The 18,248-nt window shown below is 64.3% G+C and carries 14 protein-coding genes; 6 read left to right on the forward strand and 8 right to left on the reverse strand.

Annotated features, from left to right (window positions below; all coding sequences use genetic code 11):
- Positions 1-59 precede the first annotated feature (59 nt).
- On the forward strand, positions 60-626 hold the full coding sequence (nudE, locus tag B2790_RS23180) for an ADP compounds hydrolase NudE (RefSeq protein ID WP_015268611.1): 567 nt from the start codon (positions 60-62) through the stop codon (positions 624-626).
- Positions 623-1,441 (forward strand): 3'(2'),5'-bisphosphate nucleotidase CysQ, encoded by an 819-nt coding sequence (gene cysQ / locus B2790_RS23185; RefSeq protein ID WP_286919864.1) that lies wholly within the window; start codon positions 623-625, stop codon positions 1,439-1,441. Before nudE ends, cysQ begins: the two co-directional genes overlap by 4 nt.
- 213 nt (positions 1,442-1,654) lie before the next feature.
- Here the strand turns inward: cysQ and B2790_RS23190 are convergent, their stop codons facing one another.
- The 4 genes from B2790_RS23190 to rfbC are packed head-to-tail and all read right to left on the reverse strand — an operon-like array spanning position 1,655 to position 5,915.
- The gene (locus B2790_RS23190) at positions 1,655-2,110 is read right to left on the reverse strand and encodes a YiiD C-terminal domain-containing protein (RefSeq protein WP_085618338.1); all 456 of its coding nucleotides are present in this window, start codon (positions 2,108-2,110) and stop codon (positions 1,655-1,657) included.
- The gene (locus tag B2790_RS23195; protein ID WP_025337340.1) at positions 2,110-3,516 is read right to left on the reverse strand and encodes a sigma-54-dependent transcriptional regulator; all 1,407 of its coding nucleotides are present in this window, start codon (positions 3,514-3,516) and stop codon (positions 2,110-2,112) included. Before B2790_RS23195 ends, B2790_RS23190 begins: the two co-directional genes overlap by 1 nt.
- Positions 3,513-5,327, reverse strand: a complete 1,815-nt coding sequence (locus tag B2790_RS23200; RefSeq protein ID WP_286919865.1) for a sensor histidine kinase — start codon at positions 5,325-5,327, stop codon at positions 3,513-3,515. Before B2790_RS23200 ends, B2790_RS23195 begins: the two co-directional genes overlap by 4 nt.
- A 42-nt stretch (positions 5,328-5,369) precedes the next feature.
- Positions 5,370-5,915 carry a dTDP-4-dehydrorhamnose 3,5-epimerase gene (gene rfbC, locus B2790_RS23205; protein ID WP_137162780.1) on the reverse strand — a complete coding sequence of 182 codons (546 nt, stop codon included), beginning with the start codon at positions 5,913-5,915 and terminating at the stop codon, positions 5,370-5,372.
- Positions 5,916-6,194: 279 nt separating this feature from the next.
- Here rfbC and aguA point away from each other — a divergent pair, with 279 nt between their 5' ends.
- Positions 6,195-7,301 carry an agmatine deiminase gene (gene aguA, locus B2790_RS23210; protein WP_025337343.1) on the forward strand — a complete coding sequence of 369 codons (1,107 nt, stop codon included), beginning with the start codon at positions 6,195-6,197 and terminating at the stop codon, positions 7,299-7,301.
- 185 nt (positions 7,302-7,486) lie between these two features.
- Positions 7,487-7,684 carry a hypothetical protein gene (locus B2790_RS23215; RefSeq protein ID WP_075044327.1) on the forward strand — a complete coding sequence of 66 codons (198 nt, stop codon included), beginning with the start codon at positions 7,487-7,489 and terminating at the stop codon, positions 7,682-7,684.
- 133 nt (positions 7,685-7,817) lie between these two features.
- Here the strand turns inward: B2790_RS23215 and B2790_RS23220 are convergent, their stop codons facing one another.
- Complete coding sequence (locus B2790_RS23220) at positions 7,818-9,896, reverse strand: TonB-dependent receptor (protein WP_286919866.1); 2,079 nt, start codon at positions 9,894-9,896, stop codon at positions 7,818-7,820.
- 505 nt (positions 9,897-10,401) lie between these two features.
- On the opposite strand from B2790_RS23220, the gene B2790_RS23225 reads away from it, so the two are divergent.
- Positions 10,402-11,721, forward strand: a complete 1,320-nt coding sequence (locus B2790_RS23225) for an OprD family porin (protein WP_286100853.1) — start codon at positions 10,402-10,404, stop codon at positions 11,719-11,721.
- A 55-nt stretch (positions 11,722-11,776) separates the two neighbouring features.
- Here the strand turns inward: B2790_RS23225 and B2790_RS23230 are convergent, their stop codons facing one another.
- From B2790_RS23230 to B2790_RS23240, 3 genes are all read right to left on the reverse strand, one after another.
- Positions 11,777-13,447 (reverse strand): FMN-binding glutamate synthase family protein, encoded by a 1,671-nt coding sequence (locus B2790_RS23230; protein WP_286919867.1) that lies wholly within the window; start codon positions 13,445-13,447, stop codon positions 11,777-11,779.
- Between the two features lie 240 nt (positions 13,448-13,687).
- Entirely contained in the window at positions 13,688-15,055 is a 1,368-nt protein-coding gene (locus B2790_RS23235) for an ATP-binding protein (protein WP_286919868.1), read from the reverse strand.
- Position 15,056: 1 nt separating this feature from the next.
- Positions 15,057-15,776, reverse strand: a complete 720-nt coding sequence (locus B2790_RS23240; RefSeq protein ID WP_054573664.1) for a response regulator — start codon at positions 15,774-15,776, stop codon at positions 15,057-15,059.
- A 140-nt stretch (positions 15,777-15,916) separates the two neighbouring features.
- On the opposite strand from B2790_RS23240, the gene B2790_RS23245 reads away from it, so the two are divergent.
- Positions 15,917-18,214: a TonB-dependent siderophore receptor gene (locus tag B2790_RS23245; protein WP_286919869.1), complete on the forward strand. Its 2,298-nt coding sequence runs from the start codon at positions 15,917-15,919 to the stop codon at positions 18,212-18,214.
- Positions 18,215-18,248: the final 34 nt, after the last annotated feature.

The following is an 18,248-nucleotide window of genomic DNA, read 5'->3' on the forward strand; positions in this document are numbered from 1 at the left end:
ACTCTCGATCAGTCGGCAAGCCACGGTATAGTAACCCGTTCACGCCAAGGAGCCGCCCCATGCGCCAGAAACCCACCGTCCTCAGCCGCGAAATCGTCGCCAGCAGCCGCCTGTTTCGCGTCGAAGCCGTGCAATTGCGCTTCAGCAATGGCAACGAGCGTACCTACGAGCGCCTGGTGGGCCGGGGTAATGGCTACGGCGCGGTGATGATCGTGGCCATGCTCGATGCCGAGCACGCGGTGCTGGTGGAGGAATACTGCGGCGGCACCGACGAATACGAGCTGTCGTTGCCCAAGGGCCTGATCGAGCCGGGCGAGGACGTGCTGGCGGCAGCCGACCGGGAGCTCAAGGAAGAGGCCGGTTTTGGCGCGCGCCAGCTGGAGCACCTGACCGAGCTGTCGCTGTCGCCGGGCTACATGAGCCAGAAGATCCAGGTGGTGCTGGCCAGCGACCTCTACGAGGAGCGCCTGGAGGGCGACGAGCCGGAGCCGATGCGGGTCGACAAAGTCAACCTGCGCGAACTCTCGGCCCTGGCCATGCACCCACAGTTCACCGAGGGGCGTGCCCTGGCGGCGCTGTATCTGGCGCGTGACCTGCTGATTCAGCGGGGGCTGCTGGAAGCATGAACGACCTGCAATTGATGCACGAAGTGGTCAAGCTGGCCCTGTTGGCGGGCGAGGCGATCTTGCCGTTCTGGCGCGCCGATGTGGCCGTGACCAACAAGGCCGACGATTCGCCGGTCACCGCCGCCGACCTGGCGGCGCACCGGGTGATTGCCGATGGCCTGCTGGCGCTGTCGCCGCAGATCCCGGTGCTGTCCGAAGAGGACTGCAACATTCCGCTGGCCGAGCGTCAGGGTTGGAGCCGCTGGTGGCTGGTCGACCCGCTGGACGGCACCAAAGAATTCATTGCCGGCAGCGAGGAGTTCACGGTCAACATCGCGCTGGTCGAAAACGGCGAGGTGGTGTTTGGCGTGGTTTCCATGCCGACCAACGGGCGCTGCTACTTCGGTGGTCGCGGGTTGGGCGCCTGGCGTGCGGAGGCGGGTGAGGCCGTGCAGGCGATCCAGGTACGCAATGCGCCGCCGGCGGGTGGGCGTTTCACCGTGGTTGCCAGCCGTCGCCATTCCAGCCCGGAACAGGAAGCCTTGTTGGCCGGGTTGGGGGCTGCGGTGGGTGAGCTGGAGCTGGCCAATATCGGCAGTTCGCTGAAGTTCTGCCTGTTGGCCGAGGGCAGCGCCGATTGCTATCCGCGCCTGGCTCCGACCTCGCAGTGGGATACCGCGGCGGCGCAGGGCGTGGTGGAAGGGGCTGGTGGGGAGGTAATCGGGCTGGATGGCTTGCCGTTCCGGTACCCGGCGCGGGAGTCGTTGCTCAACCCGCATTTCCTGGCATTGCCGGCAAATGCTGCGTGGCGCCAAGCCTTCCTGAGCCTGATCTGACGGGTATCATCACACTCTGTTGGAGCTCAGGATTTCAGCTTCGCCGCCTATATCGCCGGGGCCGCTTTGCGGCCCATCGCCGGCAAGCCAGCTCCCACAAGTACTGCGCAGACCTTCAGCATGGCGCTGCACCTGTGGGAGCTGGCTTGCCGGCGATGGGCTGCGCAGCAGACCCAACAGCACTAACTGACTGGCATCAGTACTTGCCCGCGGTCAGCGGTGCAGCACGTACTGGCCGCTGAAGGTAACAGCAGGCTCGTTACTACCGGCATTGCTCACCGTGGTCTCCAGCGTCAACCGTGCCCGCCCGCGGCGCTGGTACATGGTCAAGAACCGCTCCCAGGTCTTTTCATCCGGCGCCGCACACCGCGCCACCGCCGCCCCGGTAACCGGCAGCGGATAACTGATCTGCCCTTCCTGGATGACGATATGCCCGTCATCGATCCCCAGCTCGCGCAGGCGCAGGTGCAGCCAGCCCCAACCCACCAGCACCGCGGCGCAGTAGAGGCTGCCGCCGAACATGGTGCTCTTGTGGTTGACGTTGGCCGCCAGCGGCAATTGCAGGCGCAGGGTGTGCTGCTGCCAATCGAGCACTTCCAGGCCCATTTCGCGGGTCAGGGGGATGTCGCCGTGCAGGACGGACTGCAAGTACTGGCTATCGGTGTTCATTAACGGTTGTCCTCTTGATCGTCATGCCCGCCGCTACCGCCGTCGAAGCTCAAGCCATGCTTGCGCAGCTTGTCGTGCAGGGTCTTGCGGGGGATGCCCAGCGCCTCGGCCAGGCTGCGCATGGAGCTGTGTGGCTGGGCCAGTTCGGCAGCGATCAGCGAGCGTTCGAACTGCTCGACCTGTTCGCTGAGGTTGCCGCTCGGCATCGGTACCGCAGGCATTGCCGCAGGTGGCGCCTGGCCGTCCAGGGCCAGTTCCAGGCCAAGGGCGAAACGCTCGGCGGCGTTCTGCAGCTCGCGTACGTTACCGGGCCAGTCGTGACGCAGCAGCATGGCGCGCTGGGCCGGCTGCAGGGCGTGTGGCGGCAGGCCATGGCGCTGGCTGGCGGCGTCGGCGAAGTGCTGGAACAGCACCAGGATGTCATCGCCGCGTTCGCGCAGCGGTGGAATACGCAGCGGCGCCACGTTCAGGCGGTAATACAGGTCGGCGCGGAAACGCCCCTGGTCGGCCGACTGGCGCAGGTCCTCCTTGGTCGCGGCGATGATGCGGATGTCCAGCGGGATCAGCTGGTTGCCACCCAGGCGCTCGACCACCCGTTCCTGCAGCATGCGCAGCAGTTTCACCTGCACATCCAGGCTCATGCTCTCGATTTCATCGAGGAACAGCGTGCCACCGTTGGCGAACTCGAACTTGCCGATGCGGCGTTTCTGCGCGCCGGTGAACGCCCCGGGCTCATGGCCGAACAGCTCGCTTTCGACCACCGACTCGGCCAGTGCGCCGGCGTTGATCGCCACGAACGGCCCGTCGCGGCGGCTGGACAGGTCGTGCAGGGCGCGGGCCACCACCTCTTTGCCGGCACCGGTCTCACCCAGGATCAGCACATCGGCGCGGGTGCCGGCCAGGGCGCCGATCTGCTCGCGCAGGCGCTGCATGGACGGCGACTGGCCCACCAGGCGGGTGGCCAATTGCTGACGGTCGCTCAGGGCCAGGCGCAAGCTGCGGTTGTCCAGCACCAGGCGGCGCAGGGCCAGGGCGCGGCGCACGCTGTCCAGCAGGGCATCGCTGGCAAAGGGTTTTTCCAGGAAGTCGTAGGCGCCGGCGCGCATCGCCTGCACCGCCAGCGGCACATCGCCGTGGCCGGTGATCAGCAGCACCGGCAGTTCATTGTCACGGCCGTGCAGTTGTTCCAGCAGTTGCAGGCCATCGATGCCCGGCATGCGGATGTCGCTGACCACCACCCCGGGCCAGTCGGCCTCGATGCGTTCGGCCAGGCCCTGTGCATCGGCCAGGGCGACCACCTTGAGCCCGGCCAGGTCCAGGGTCTGGCTCAGGGCCTGGCGCAGGTGCGGGTCATCATCGACCAGGATGACCTGGGCTCGGCTGTCGATCAGTGTCTCGGTGGTCATGCCGAGGGGTCCTCCGAATTGGGCAAAGTAGCGCCAGGCGCGGCCACACGCAGCTGCAGGGTCAGCAGTGCGCCACCCTCCGGGTGGTTGGCCAGCAGCAGTTCACCGCCCAGGGCGCGCATCAGGCTTTCGCAGATGGCCAGGCCCAGGCCCAGGCCCTGGGTGCGGGTCTTGGTGGTGAAGAACGGTTCCTTGGCGTGCTCCAGGGCCTGGCGGCTGAAGCCGGGGCCGTTGTCGCGAATGTACAGGTAGACGCAGTCATCGCGCTGCTCGGCACTTAGCCACAGGCGGCGCGGGTTGGCCTTTTCGGTCAGGGCATCGAGGGCATTGGCCAGCAGGTTGCCAAGCACCTGGCGCAGGCGGGTCTCGCCGGCCTGTACCCACAAGGTGGCTTCCGGCAGGTCGCGGATCAGCTCCACGGCCATCGCCCGGCGGCGCTTGGCCAGCAGCGCCAGGGCATCGTCCAGGGCCGGCTGCAGGGCCACGCTCTCCGGGGCATGGCGGTCACGACGGGCGAAGGCGCGCAGGTGGGCGATGATCGAGGCCATGCGCCCGGTCAGCTCGCCGATCAGCTTGAGGTTGCCGCGGGCGTCTTCGGTACGCTGGTGGTCGAGCAGGATCTCGGCGTTTTCCGCGTAGCTGCGGATGGCGGCCAGCGGCTGGTTGAGTTCGTGGCTGATGCTGGCTGACATGGTACCGAGCACCGACAGCTTGCCGGCCTGCACCAGTTCGTCCTGGGCGCGCACGGCCTCCTGTTGGGCGTTCTCGCGCTCCAGCACGGCGCTCTTGAGCCGGGTGTTCAGGCCTTCGAGGTCGGCGGTGCGCTCGGCCACGCGTTTTTCCAGCTCCTGGCGGCCGCGTGCCTCGAAGTCGATGCGGTCGATGTAGTGACGGCGCCGCTGCATCACCAGGCCGGCCAGCAACATCAACACCAGCAGGGTGCCAGCGCCGATGGCCATCACGGTTTGCACCGAACGGTCGACCAGCATGCGCGGGGCGAGGATGCTGACCTGCCAGCCGGTTTCCTTGATGTTGCGGGTCTGGCTGATCCAGGCGTCCTGGTTTAGCACCAGCGGTTGCGGGGCCTGGGTCGGGTAGGGCTGGATGGCGATGATGGCCTGGCGCTCGGCCTCGGTCAGCGCGCGGGTCGCGCGGAAGCGCCAGTCGGGCCGCGAGGTCAGGATGACCACGCCATTGTGGTCGGTCAGCAACAGCTGCTCGGGGGTTCGGCCCCACAGGGTTTCGGTGTGGTCGAGGTCGACCTTGACCACCAGTACGCCAACGATGCGTTCACGGTCTCGCACGGCGGCGGCGAAGAAGTAACCGCGCTTGGCCGATGTGGTGCCCTGGCCAAAGAAGCGCCCCAGGCGGCCGGCCATGGCTTCGTTGAAGTAGGGGCGGAAGGCGAAGTTGCGGCCGACGAAGCTGTCGCGCTTGTCCCAGTTGGAGGCGGCCAGGGTATTGCCGCTGACGTCCATCAGGTACATCACCTCGGCGCCAGTCTGCTGGACGATGTCCTTGAGCAGGCGGTTGGCGTTTGTCACCGCTTCCAGGCGGAACGGGTCGGCCAGCACCCCGCGCAGCGCAGGCAGGTCGCCGAGAATCTGCGGCAAGGTTTCGTAGCGGTGCAGGGTACCGAGCAGGTTGGCGACGTACAGGTCGAGGGTCTGGCGGTTCTGCGAGGCCAGTTCTTCCTGGTAGTAACGTTCGGCCAGGTGATGCAGGGGCCACAGTAACGGGGCCAGGCACAGGGCCAACAGGGCCAGGCTGCGCCAGCGGGGACGGCGTGGGGGCGTGGGTTTTGCAATCATCACGTAAAGGCGCCAGAAAAGTCTGCCGCAATTATGCGCTAGTTAAGGCAGCAGTTCCGCCTCTGCCAGTGGCAGGCCGAGCTTGTCCTTGTCCGACAGCACCGGTGGCTGCTGCAGCCCCCAGTCGATGGCCAGCGTCGGGTCATCCCAGCGGATGCAGCGGTCGGCGCCCGGGTTGTAGTAGTCGGTGGTCTTGTAGAGAAACTCGGCCGACTCGCTTATAACCGCAAAGCCATGGGCGAAGCCGGGCGGAATCCACAACTGGCGATGATTGTCGGCCGACAGCTGCACCGCGACCCATTGGCCGAAGGTTGGCGAGCTCTTGCGCACGTCCACGGCAATATCACGGATTTCCCCCTGCACCACGCGCACCAGCTTGCCTTGGGTGTTTGCCACCTGGTAGTGCAGGCCACGCAGCACACCCTTGATGGAGCGCGAATGGTTGTCCTGGACGAACTCGACATTCACGCCGGTTTGCCGGGCGAACTCACGGGCGTTGAACGCCTCGAAGAAAAAACCACGGCTGTCACTAAAAATCTTTGGCTCGATGATCAGTACTTCAGGGATCGCGGTAGGGATGATGTTCATGGCGGTTCGCTGGCCCGTTCTGCTCATGTATTGACCCTAGCCGGTCTGGCCGTTTTTTCCGCCTTGGGCTTCAACGGCATTCACAAGGGCTGGCTATGGTGGAGGTCGTGCCGCTTTGGTTCTCGGCCAAGGTTGCGTATGTTTCGATTGTTATCGATTTAATAGCGGTATTCGCTCATAGATTTCCCGATTATCGGGCTTCAAATATCGATATATATCGGTTATAAATTGACAAACGCCCCAGCACAGTCCGGCTCAGGGCCATCACAGAGGTCAACCATGAAAACCCTCAACTCCACTCCCCGTGCCGATGGTTTCCACATGCCCGCCGAGTGGGCCCCGCAAACCCAGGTGTGGATGGTCTGGCCGGAGCGCCCCGACAACTGGCGCCTGGGCGGCAAGCCGGCGCAGGCTGCCCATGTGACCCTGGCCAAGGCCATTGCCCGCTTCGAGCCGGTAACCGTCGCGGTTTCCGCTGGCCAGTACGAAAATGCCCGTCGTCAGCTCGACCAGCCGAACATCCGCGTGGTCGAGATCAGCAACGACGACGCCTGGGTGCGTGACACCGGCCCGACCTTCGTCATCAACGACCAGGGTGAAGTGCGTGGCGTGGACTGGGGCTTCAATGCCTGGGGCGGCTTTGACGGCGGCCTGTACGCACCGTGGAACCGCGACGAGGAGCTGGCGGCCAAGGTCCTGGAAATGGAGCGCTGCCAGCGCTACCACACCGAAGGTTTCGTGCTCGAGGGCGGCTCGATCCACGTGGACGGCGAAGGCACCGTGATCACCACCGAAGAGTGCCTGCTCAATCGCAACCGCAACCCGCACCTGAACCGCGAGCAGATCGAAGCGGTGCTGCGCGACCAGCTGGCGGTGGACACCGTGGTCTGGCTGCCGGATGGCCTGTACAACGACGAAACCGATGGCCATGTCGACAACTTCTGCTGTTACGTGCGCCCGGGCGAAGTGTTACTGGCCTGGACCGATGATTCCAACGACCCCAACTATGCACGCTGCCATGCCGCCATGGAGGTGCTGAAGAACACCCGCGATGCCAAGGGCCGCGAGTTCATCGTGCACAAGATGCCGATCCCGGGCCCGCTGTTCGCCACCGCCGAAGAGTGTGCCGGTGTCGATCAGGTGGCCGGCAGCCAGGAGCGTGACCCGTCGGTGCGCCTGGCCGGCTCGTACGTGAACTTCCTGATCGTCAACGGCGGCATCATCGCGCCAAGCTTCGACGACCCGGCAGATGCCGAGGCCAGAGCGATTCTGGCGAAGATCTTCCCCGACCACGAGGTGGTGATGATCCCAGGTCGCGAGTTGTTGTTGGGCGGTGGCAACATCCACTGCCTGACTCAGCAGCAGCCGGCACCGGTCAAGCGTTGAGTGCACGGTGAATGAAGGGGCCCGTCAGATGACGGGCCTTTTTTGTTTCCGGGGCTGTCCGCAGGCCTGTGCTGGCATATGTTTTGTATTGTTTTCAGTCAGATAGCTCGGCCATGCCGCGCTCTCGGATCTGTAACAATCCTTACGTAGATTAGCCGCTCACGGGCCAGGGAGTACGTGTAGAAATGAACGCAGCAAGTGAGTCGGCTTTGCGCCCATCGGCAGTGAATCACCAATCGCTCAGGCTTGTGGCGAAGTGGTTGAAACACCATGGATGCATCAGGGTCAGGACGACCGACCCACAACGTCTGCTTGCCGGACGATACCCCCAAGGGCTGATCAGCGAAGCAGAAATGCAGGCGCTGATGGCGGTGTGGCACTGATCGAATCGGTATTCCCTGTACCGGCCTCTTCGCGGGCATGCCCGCTCCCACAGGTACTTCACAGGCTTCGAGGCATGTGGCGCCCCTGTGGGAGCGGGCGAGCCCGCGAAGGGGCCGGCACAGGCAATAAAAATCAGAAGCTGTAGCTGCCAGTCACCACCAGGCTACGCGGGTCACCCACCTGGATCTGCGCCGCACTGGTCGCCGAGCTGTAGTAGGTCTTGTCGGCAATGTTGCTCAGCGCCGCCCGCACATCCCAGTCCTGCGTGCGGTACCCCGCCAATGCATCCCAGCGACCATACCCCGGCAGCACCGTGGTGTTCTGGTTGTCCGCATATCGCTCGCCCACCAGCGTCAGGCCGGTTTCGGCGTACCAGCCCAGTTCCGGTTTCCAGGTCACGAACAGGCTGCCGTTGCGCTTGGCCACGTCATTGATGCGGTTGCCTTCCTGGCCGTTGTTGTCCTTGACGATGGTCGCGTCCTGCAGGCCGATGCCACCGCGCACGTACCAGTTGCCAACGATGTTGCCGGTGGCGGTCAGCTCGATACCGCGCGAACGCTGCATGCCGCTGAGCAAGATGTTTTCCGGGACAAGCGGGTCGCGGGTGCGGCGGTTGTACAGTTCCAGCTCGTAGATGGCCAGGGTGGTGGTCAGGCGCTGGTCCAGCCAGTCGCTTTTCACGCCGATTTCCTTCTGGCGGGTTTCTTCCGGCTTGGCGTCGTTACCGTTGCCCTTTGCGCCGGGGGTGATGCCGATCAGACCGCCGCCAACCGGCGAGAAGGTCTTGCTCCACGAGGCGTAGAACGAATGGTCGCGCCACGGTGTATAGACCACACCCAGGCGTGGGCTGGTGCTGTTGCTGTCCTGTGTTTCGCTCAGGCCATCCTTGTTGGTGGTCTGCACGTCGAACTGGTCGAAGCGTACGCCGGCAAGTACCTGCCACTGATCGTTCAGGCGGATCTGGTCTTGCAGATAAAGGCCGCGGCTATCGACCACGGTATGGTTGTCACTAAACAACGTCATTGGGCCATTGAGTTGCTGGTTGCGGCCGGGCTTGCCCAAGCCCTGCAGTTTCTGGTCGACCGCTTTGTACAGCACCGGGTCGCGCTTCTGGTTGCCGAACTCCAGGCCCAGCAACAGCTTGTGCTCCAGGCCCAGGGTGTCGAAGTCACCCTCGGCCTCCAGGGTGTTGAACAGGTTGCGGGTGTTCAGGTCCTGCTGCCAGCGCTGGCGGGTCAAGGTGTCGGTGCTGGCGTCGTAGCCCGTGACGTAGGTGTTGTCGAACTCACTGTCGAGCTTGAACAGGCCCAAGGTATGGCGCAACTGCCAGGTTTCGTTCAGCTGGTAGTTCAGGCGCGAGCGCAGCGACTGGGCGCGGTCGTCGATGTAGTCGCGCTGGGTGTCGCCATAGGTGGTGCTGCGGCTGACATCGGCCGGGCGGCCGTTGACCCCGGGGATGCCACGGTCCGGGGTGCGGTTGTAGCGGCTGTATTCGTATTGCACCAGCCAGTTCAGGTCGGGGGTGACCTGCCAGCTGATCGACGGGGCGAACAGCTGGCGGCTGCCGTCGATGCCGTCGCGGAAGCTGTTGTTGTCCTGGTTGCCCATGTTCAGGCGCAGGCTGACGGTGTCGCTGGGGTCGGCACTGAGGTCGGCATACAGGCTGCGCAGGTCCTCGCTGCCGGCCTGCGCCTCGATGCTCGAACGGCGGCCGTGCTCCGGCGCCTTGCTCACCCGGTTGACGATACCGCCCTGGCTGCCACGGCCATAAAGCACCGCTGCCGGCCCTTTGAGCACTTCGACCCGCTCGATGTTATGCAGGTCGCGGATGTACTGGCTGTCGTCGCGAATGCCGTCCAGGTAGAAGTCGTTGCTGGCCTCGAAGCCGCGGATGCGCACGCTGTCGAAGCGGGTGTCGGCACCGCTGCTGACGTTGGGGATGCCTTCCAGCGCCTTGCCCAGGGTGTTGCTGCCGTAATCCAGCACGTTGACGGTCTTCACCGTGTCGATGGCCTGCGGCACATAGCGTACTGGCGTCGAGGTGCGGGTCGCGGTGCTTACCTCCTTGACCCGCGGGTTGTCCTCTTCGCGCTCACTGTCGGCGGTTACCGACAGTTCCGGCAGGGTGGTGGTGGCGGCACTGGCCAGGCCGGCGCCGAACAGCAGCGACAAGCCAAGCGTCAGGGGTGAAAGACGGCAGGGTACAAGCATGGGCACATCCGGATCGAGCAGGTGAAAAAGAGGTGCGGATGGTAATGCTTGTTATTTGCTATTGCTTGAGTATTTGTAAAGGGTTGTCATTACAACTGTGTCTGTTTGTTACGGCTCCTGCCGCGCCGCCTTTCCCTGCAGGAGCAGCCTTGCGCTGCGAAGGCGCCCTGACAGGAAAATTGTCCGTTCGATCAAAAGGCTATTTCCCACACAAGATAAATTGTCCGCTGATAGCGCAAACCTGCATGGAAATGCACCAGACCCGCAGGCGATTTTGGTTATATCAACCTGCATTTCACGACTTTTTGACATTTGTAATCGCACACGGCTAGGATTCGGCCAACGCCTGCTGGCCATGATCTTGGCCATGCTGCTGCCAGAGGCCGCCGTGTGATTACCGGCAGGCCTTCCAGTCTGGATCCGCATAGCGTCGAACCTACGAAGGGGCGTTGGTTCCTGACGTCATATTGCAGAGCGTTTTTGATTAAGAAATAAGGAAAACAACATGTTGAAAACCAGGATCAGCCTGGTCGCCCTGGCGATGATCGCCGCGACCCAGGCACAGGCCAATGATCAGGCCGACAGCAAAGGCTTCATCGAGGACAGCCACGCCAACGTCCTGCTGCGTAACGCCTACATCAATCGTGACAAGAAGCACGGCACCGACGACCAGATCGAGTGGGGCCAGGGCGTCATCGCCAACTTCTCCTCCGGCTTCACCCAGGGCACCGTCGGTGTCGGCGTCGATGCATTCGGCCTGTACGCCGTGCGTCTGGACGGCGGCAAGGGCCACAATGGTGGCGCCGGTGTCGACTTCTTCAAGCCTTCGGACTTCAAGGACGAGAACGACAACGCCAACTCGCCGCACAACCTGGCCCGTGGTGGCGCTGCAGTGAAGTTCCGCATCTCCAACACCGTGCTCAAGTACGGTGACCAGATGCCGGCACTGCCAGTGCTGCAGTACGACGACGCCCGTCTGCTGCCAGAAAGCTTCACCGGTACCCTGATCACCTCCAAAGAGATCCAGGGCCTGGAACTGAACGCCGGCCGCTTCACCCAGGAAGCGCGCAAGAGCGCCGAGCGCCGTGACGGTGGTGGCCTGAAGTCGATCAACGTGCTTGGTGGTAGCTACAAGTTCACCGACAACTTCACCGCTTCGCTGTACACCGCTGACAACGAAGACGTGATGAAGAAGCACTACCTGGGCCTGAACTACGTCTTCCCGATCGCCAATGACCAGTCCCTGACCCTGGACTTCAACGGCTACAAGTCGGACATCGACAACAAGTTCGTCAAGAGCGCCAAACTCAACGGCGACTCCAACACCATCTGGAGCCTGGCAGCTACCTACGCGTACGGTGCGCACTCGTTCACCATCGCCCACCAGCGCAGCACTGGCAGCACCGGCTACAACTACGGCTGGTACCAGAACGAGGGTGGCGTGGGTGACGGCGGTTCGACCATCTACCTGGCCAACTCGTACTGGTCCGACTTCAACGCCGAAGACGAGCGCTCCTGGCAGCTGGGCTACGGTCTGGACTTCGGTGCCTACGGCATCCCTGGCCTGACCTACAAGCTGGCCTACGTGGTGGGTGACAACATCAACACCCGCAAAGTGGGTAACCCGCAGGGCTTCGGTGAAGGTAAAGAGCGCGAGATCTTCAACCAGATCCGTTACGTGGTGCAGGACGGCCCGGCCAAGGACCTGTCGATCAAGCTGCGTAGCTCGTTCGTGCGTACCAACAACGCCGTGCAGCAGAACGGTTACAACGACGACGGCAACGAAGTCCGCGTATTCGTCGAGTACCCGATCAGCATCTTCTGATCCGCAGTTGTTTGCATAAAAGCCTGGGGCTGCAGAGCAGCCCCAGTTCTGGATGTCATGCTGGTTCAGTCTGCTCGCGGCGAACAGCTGATGCCACAGCCCTTACTGCAATATCTCCAGTCTCCGGCGCAAAGCTGTCACTACGCGCCATCCGCCACATCCGCGCATAAAACTCGCTTTCAATCGAGCCACTGAGCAATTCGCCCGGCTTGAGGAACGTGTGCAGGTCCGAGAAGAGCCCGATTTCGCTAGGGCTGATACGCCGCGCCAGGTGCTTGGGCTTGAGCTCCGAAGGGTGTTCCAGGCCTGCGGCAGCCAACATTTCGGCCAACGTATGCAGCGTGTTGCGGTGGAAGCTGGCTACCCGCTCGGCCTTGTCCGGCACCACCAGGGCGCGCTGGCGCAGCGGGTCTTGCGTGGCCACGCCGGTCGGGCATTTGTTGGTATGGCAGCTCTGTGACTGGATGCAGCCAATGGCAAACATGAAGCCGCGCGCGGAGTTGACCCAGTCCGCCCCGATGGCCAGCACGCTGGCGATGTCGAAGGCGCTGACGATCTTGCCCGCTGCGCCAATGCGGATGCCGGCGCGCAGGTTCAGGCCGACCAGGGTGTTGTGCACGAACATCAGGCCCTCGCGCATCGGCACGCCCATGTTGTCGCTGAACTCGCGTGGCGCCGCCCCAGTGCCGCCTTCCTTGCCATCGACGACGATGAAGTCCGGAGTGATGCCCGTGGCCAGCATGGCCTTGGCAATGCCCATGAACTCCCACGGGTGGCCCAGGCAGAATTTGAACCCCACCGGCTTGCCGCCCGACAGCTCGCGCAGGCTGGCAACGAACTGCAGCAACTCGACCGGGGTACGGAAGGCACTGTGCGCCGCCGGCGAAATGCAATCCTCGCCCACGCGCACGCCACGGGTTGCGGCAATTTCGGGGCTGACCTTGTGCCCAGGCAGGATGCCGCCGTGGCCCGGCTTGGCGCCCTGGCTGAGCTTGATCTCGATCATCTTCACCTGCGGCGAGCGCGCCTGCTCGGCGAAGCGCTGTGGGTCGAAGCGGCCGTCCTCGGTGCGGCAGCCGAAGTAGCCACTGCCGATTTCCCAGATCAGGTCACCGCCATGTTCGCGGTGGTACGGGCTGATGCTGCCTTCGCCGGTGTCATGGGCAAAACGGCCCATGCGTGCACCGCGGTTCAGGGCAGCGATGGCGTTGGCACTGAGGGCGCCGAAGCTCATGGCCGAGATATTGAAGATCGATGCCGAGTAGGGCAGGCGGCATTGCGGCCCGCCAATGGCGATGCGGAACGATGCCGGGTCTGGCGTGGCCACTGGCAGCATGGAATGGCTGATGAACTCGAAGCCGGGCTTGTAGGCATCGTTGAGGGTGCCGAAGGCCTTCTCGGCGCTTTCGTTCTTGGCCCGGGCGTAGACCAGCGAACGCTGCGAGCGGGAGAACGGCAGCTTGTCGTCGTCGCCCTCGATCAGGTACTGGCGGATTTCCGGGCGGATGGTTTCGATCAGGTAGCGGATGTTGCCCAGGATCGGGTAGTTGCGGCGCACGGCGTGGTGGCTTTGCCGCAGGTCGTTCAGGCCGACCAGGCTGAGCAGCGCGGTGATCAATGTGAACGGCCACAGCCAGGCATGCTGGGGTAGCAGCGGCAGGCTGGTGAAGGTGAACAGCAGGCAGAGGGCGAGGCAGGCGTAGCGGTTGGGTAGAGAGTGTTTCATGGGTCCATCGCAGGCAGGATGACCGGGCATAGGATAGGCAAAGGCGGGGAGGGGAAAACCTGGGTAATCGGTAAAAGACTGTTACCTGAATGTGGTTGTGTTGCCTGTGCTGGCCTCATCGCCGGCAAGCCAGCTCCCACCTCGACCGCACCGATTTCAAGCCATGCGCAGTACCTGTGGGAGCTGGCTTGCCGGCGATGAGGCCAGCACAGGCGGTACAGTTCCTCCCCCGCAAAAGTGTTAGCGAGGCAACAACACGCTGACCCGCAACCCACCCCCCTCGCGGTTCGCCAGCAGCAACTCGCCCCCATGGCTGGCAGCAATCCGCTGGGCGATGCTCAACCCCAGCCCATACCCCCCGGACGCCTGGTTGCGCGACCCTTCACCACGCACGAACGGGTCGATGATGGTCGCCAGCAGGCCCGGCGCAATCCCCGGGCCGCGGTCATCGATATGGATGAACACCCCCGTGGTCGCCTGCTCCAGCGTGACCGAAACCTCCTTGGCATAACGCAACGCATTGACCAGCAGGTTCTGCAGGCAGCGCTGCAGCAGCAGGGCATCGACCCGCAGGCTGCCCGCCTGGCCATGCACCGGCAACGGCTCTTCGGCAGTGGCCAGCTCCGCGCACTGGCGCACCACCAGCCGGTCCAGGTCCACCTGCTGCAGGTTCTGTTGCTCCCCCGCGCGCAGGTAATCGAGCACCTGGCCGATCATGTTGTCCATCTGCGCAATATTCTGCCGCAGGCGTTGCCGGTTTTCGTCGTCCGGCAGGCGCTCCAGGCGCAGGCGCATGCGCGTCAGCGGGGTGCGCAGGTCGTGGGACACGGCGGCCAGGAAGTAGGCCTTGTCGTTGACCATCGCGATCAGCCGCTGCTGCATGGCGTTGAAGGCCTGGGCCGCCTGGCGCACTTCCTCCGGGCCATCCAGCGCCAAGGGCGGCTGCTCGAGGTTGCTACCCAGGCCGCGCGCGGCATCGGCCAGGCGCCGCAACGGGCGCAGGCACAGGCGCACGGCTATCAGGCACACCAGCAAAACCGCGACGATGCGCAGCGCGTACACCCGCAACAGGTAATCGCTGATCAGCACCCAGGCCGACTCGCCGCTCCAGCCTTGCAGTTCCTGGCCCTCGATGGTCAGCCAGTGCCCATCGGCCAACGGCACCGCGAACTGCAGATGCGCCTGGGCCGTGCGCAGGCCGAACAGGCTGCGCCAGACGATCGGCTGGCCCTGTTCGTCGGTCAATTGCACCTTCATCAGGCGCACGTCCTGGGCATGCCCCAACTCGTACTCGAGGGCCTGGTGCAGCAACAGCTCGACACGCCTGCGCCCGCGGCGCTCGTCCTGCACCGGCGTGGGCAGGGCCTCACTGCAACGCAGTTGGTAATGCGCTGGCGCCTGCAGTGCACCGGCACGGCAGTCGGCCTGGGCGATCAACGGCGCGCTGCGTGCGGCAATCAGCCGGACAGGGGCCTCGAGAACCTGGGCAAAACGCACATCGAACCAGATGCTGCTGGACATCAACTGGATCAGCACGGTGCCGCTGACCATTATCAGCAGCAACTGGCCGAACAACGTGCGTGGCCACAGCCGGCGCAGCCAGCGCATGTCAGGCATCGGCCCCGTTGGCGGCGATGCTCAGCAAATAGCCTTCGTTGCGGATAGTGAGAATTTGCGCGGCACCCGCCGGCGCGTGGCGCAGGTGCTGGCGCAGGCGGCTGACGCACATGTCCACCGAACGGTCGTCGGGCAGGTGGTCGCGGCCGAACGCACTGCGCGTCAGCTGGTCGCGGGACACCACGCGGTTGTTGGCTTCCAGCAGTTCGCGCAGTACGCGGTAGTCGGAGCGGGGCAGGGTCAGGGTCTCGCCATCGGGGCGGGTGAGCAGGCGCTTCACATGTTCCAGGCGGAAGCCGGCGAACAGCTGGGCATCTTCTACCGGCTCTTCGGCGGGCGCATCCAGGCGTTGCGGACGACGCAGCACGGCCTTGATCCGGGCGATCAGCTCGCGTGGCTCGAAGGGCTTGGCCAGGTAGTCATCGGCACCCACCTCCAGGCCGATGATGCGGTCCAGCGTGCTGCCCTTGGCCGACAGCATGATCACCGCCAGCCCCGGCGTGGCTTGCAGCTGGCGGCACAGGCTCAGGCCGTCTTCGCCCGGCAGCATCAGGTCCAGCACCACCAGCTCCACCTTGTGCCGGGCCAGTTGTTCGCGCATCTGCTCGCCGTCAGCCGCTGCCAGCACGTTGTAGCCGGCATCTGTCAGGTAATCACAAAGAAGTTCGCGGATCTCGTCGTCATCGTCGACAACAAGCAAAGTTGTGCTCATGCAGATAAACACCTGTTCGGTGAGGGCCGGTGGCGCTCGTTACGTTCGATTACATCCCCGTACAAGCCGGGTCTGGAGCCCGGGGGGCCAATCCCTAGAATCCTAACAAAAAATCATCTGCAAATACGAAGCCTTCCCAAATGAACTCCGAGAGCACCCCGAACGCCTTCCCCTCCATCAGCCGAGGCGGCACGCGCCTCAAACCACTGGCCCTGTTCATTGCCGTGGCCGTCAGCGGTGGCGCGATGGCTGCCGACAGCAAGCCGCTGGAACTGGAGGCCACGCAGATCGAAGACAGCGCCCTGCTGCCCGCCGACGAAGCCGGCCAGCTGGGTTACACGGTCGAAAGCACCCGCAGCTCCACCGGCCTGGCCCTGACGCCGCGCCAGACGCCGCAGTCGGTCACCACCATTACCCGCCAGCAGATGGATGACCGCGACATCCACACCATCGAGCAAGCGCTGGAAACCACCCCAGGCGTGACAGCGAGCAAGTCCGAAGTGGGCGGGCGTACCGACTACCGAGCCCGTGGTTACTCGATCAGCAACTGGAAGGTCGATGGCCTGCAGTTCCAGGGCGGCTCCGACTTCAGTGGTGGCGGCAACGCATTGAACATGGACCTGTACGAGCGCATCGACATCGTGCGCGGCGCCAACGGCCTGCTGGGCGGTACCGGCGACCCGTCGGCCACCGTCAACCTGATCCGCAAGGCACCGACCAGGACGTTCGGCGGTAGCGCCTATGCCACCTACGGCAGCTGGGACAAGCGCCGCCTGGGCGCCGACCTCAACCTGCCGCTGTCCGAAGACGGCCGCCTGCGTTCGCGCTTCGTGATGACCCAGCAGGACGCCAACTCATTCCGCGACAACCAGTCCGAACGCTCCCGCGCCGCGCTGGCCAACTTCGAGTTCGACCTGGACGACGCCACCACCCTTGGTGCCGGCTACCAGTACGAGTACAACAAGATTGTTGGCGGTGGCTGGGGTGCGAACATCCCGATCTGGTACAGCGATGGCAGCAAGACCGACCTGCCGCGCAGCACCAACGTGGTACCCAGCTGGAGCTTTGGCGAGTACACCACCCGCACCGCGTTCGGCTCGCTGGAGCACCGCTTCGACAACGACTGGACGCTGGACCTGAAAGCCGCCCAGAGCACCGCCGAAACCCTCAACCACCGCGGCCTGGCCAAGGTCAACTCGGCGGGCCGTGGCAGCTATGGCGGCTACTGGGACCAGGATGGCAGCGGCGCCGTGCTCAACGGCTTGCACAGCTCCACCGACACCACCCAGCAGTCGGCGCAGGTCGACCTGTCCGGCCCGTTCCAGCTGTTCGGCCGTACCCACCAAGCGATGGTTGGCTACAACGACAGCCGCACCGTGGCCTGGTCGCCGGAATACACCTGCACCATGGTTGGCGACGGCATGGCCAGTGCGCCTGCGCTGGGTTGCCAGTTCCGCGCCAACAACGGCTTCCCGCTGACCGACTGGCGCAATGGCGTGGATGACGACTACAACATCATCGCCTCGCGCACTGGCCGCCACAGCAAGACCACCACCCGCCTGCAGGGCATGTACGCGGCAACCCGCCTGAGCATCACCGACCCACTGTCGGTCATCCTCGGCGTGCGCACCAGCAACTACTCGGCCACTACCCGCAGCGTGGCTGGTGCACGTACCAGCCAGGAAGAGAACGGCATCGTCACCCCGTACCTGGGCGCGGTGTACGACCTCAACGACAACTACTCGCTGTATGCCAGCTACACCGACATCTTCACCCCGCAAACCGCCGAAACCAGCAGCGGCAGCAAGGTCGAGCCGATTCGCGGGCAAAGCTACGAGACGGGTATCAAGGGAGAGTGGTTCGATGGCCGCCTGAACGCCTCGGCGGCGTACTTCCGCACCAAGCAGGAAAACAAGGCAGTGCTCGACGGCGACCTGACCACCCCGACCGGTGGCGACGCCTACAAAGCCGGTTCCGGCCAGGAAACCGACGGTATCGACCTGGAAATCGCCGGCGCCCTGACTCCCAGCTGGAACGTGTACGCCGGCTACACCTACCTGCACTTCCGCCGCGTCGACAGCGACGGCCGCAGCGACCCATCGCACCTGTTCAAGGCCTCGACCACCTACCGCCTTTCCGGCCCGCTCGACCGCCTGACCCTGGGCGCCGGGGTTACTGCGCAGAGCAACATCCGCGCAATATCCAGCCCGGCGGGCCAGCCGAGCAATGGTGTGAGCAACGGTGCCACTGACGTGAACTGGTCCGGTTATGCCATCTGGAATGCCATGGCCAAGTACCAGCTGACCGACGACACCAGCGTCAGCCTCAACGCCAACAACCTGTTCGACAAGCACTACTACACCCGCTACGGTTTCTATGCCGGGGCGATCTACGGCGACCCACGCAACCTGTCGCTGACGGTCAGCACAGCGTTCTGACCAACCGCACCTGGGCTGCTGCGCAGCCCATCGC

Origin of the sequence: Pseudomonas sp. UBA6753 (genome assembly GCF_002453565.1) — a bacterium.
GTDB lineage: Bacteria > Pseudomonadota > Gammaproteobacteria > Pseudomonadales > Pseudomonadaceae > Aquipseudomonas > Aquipseudomonas putida_Z.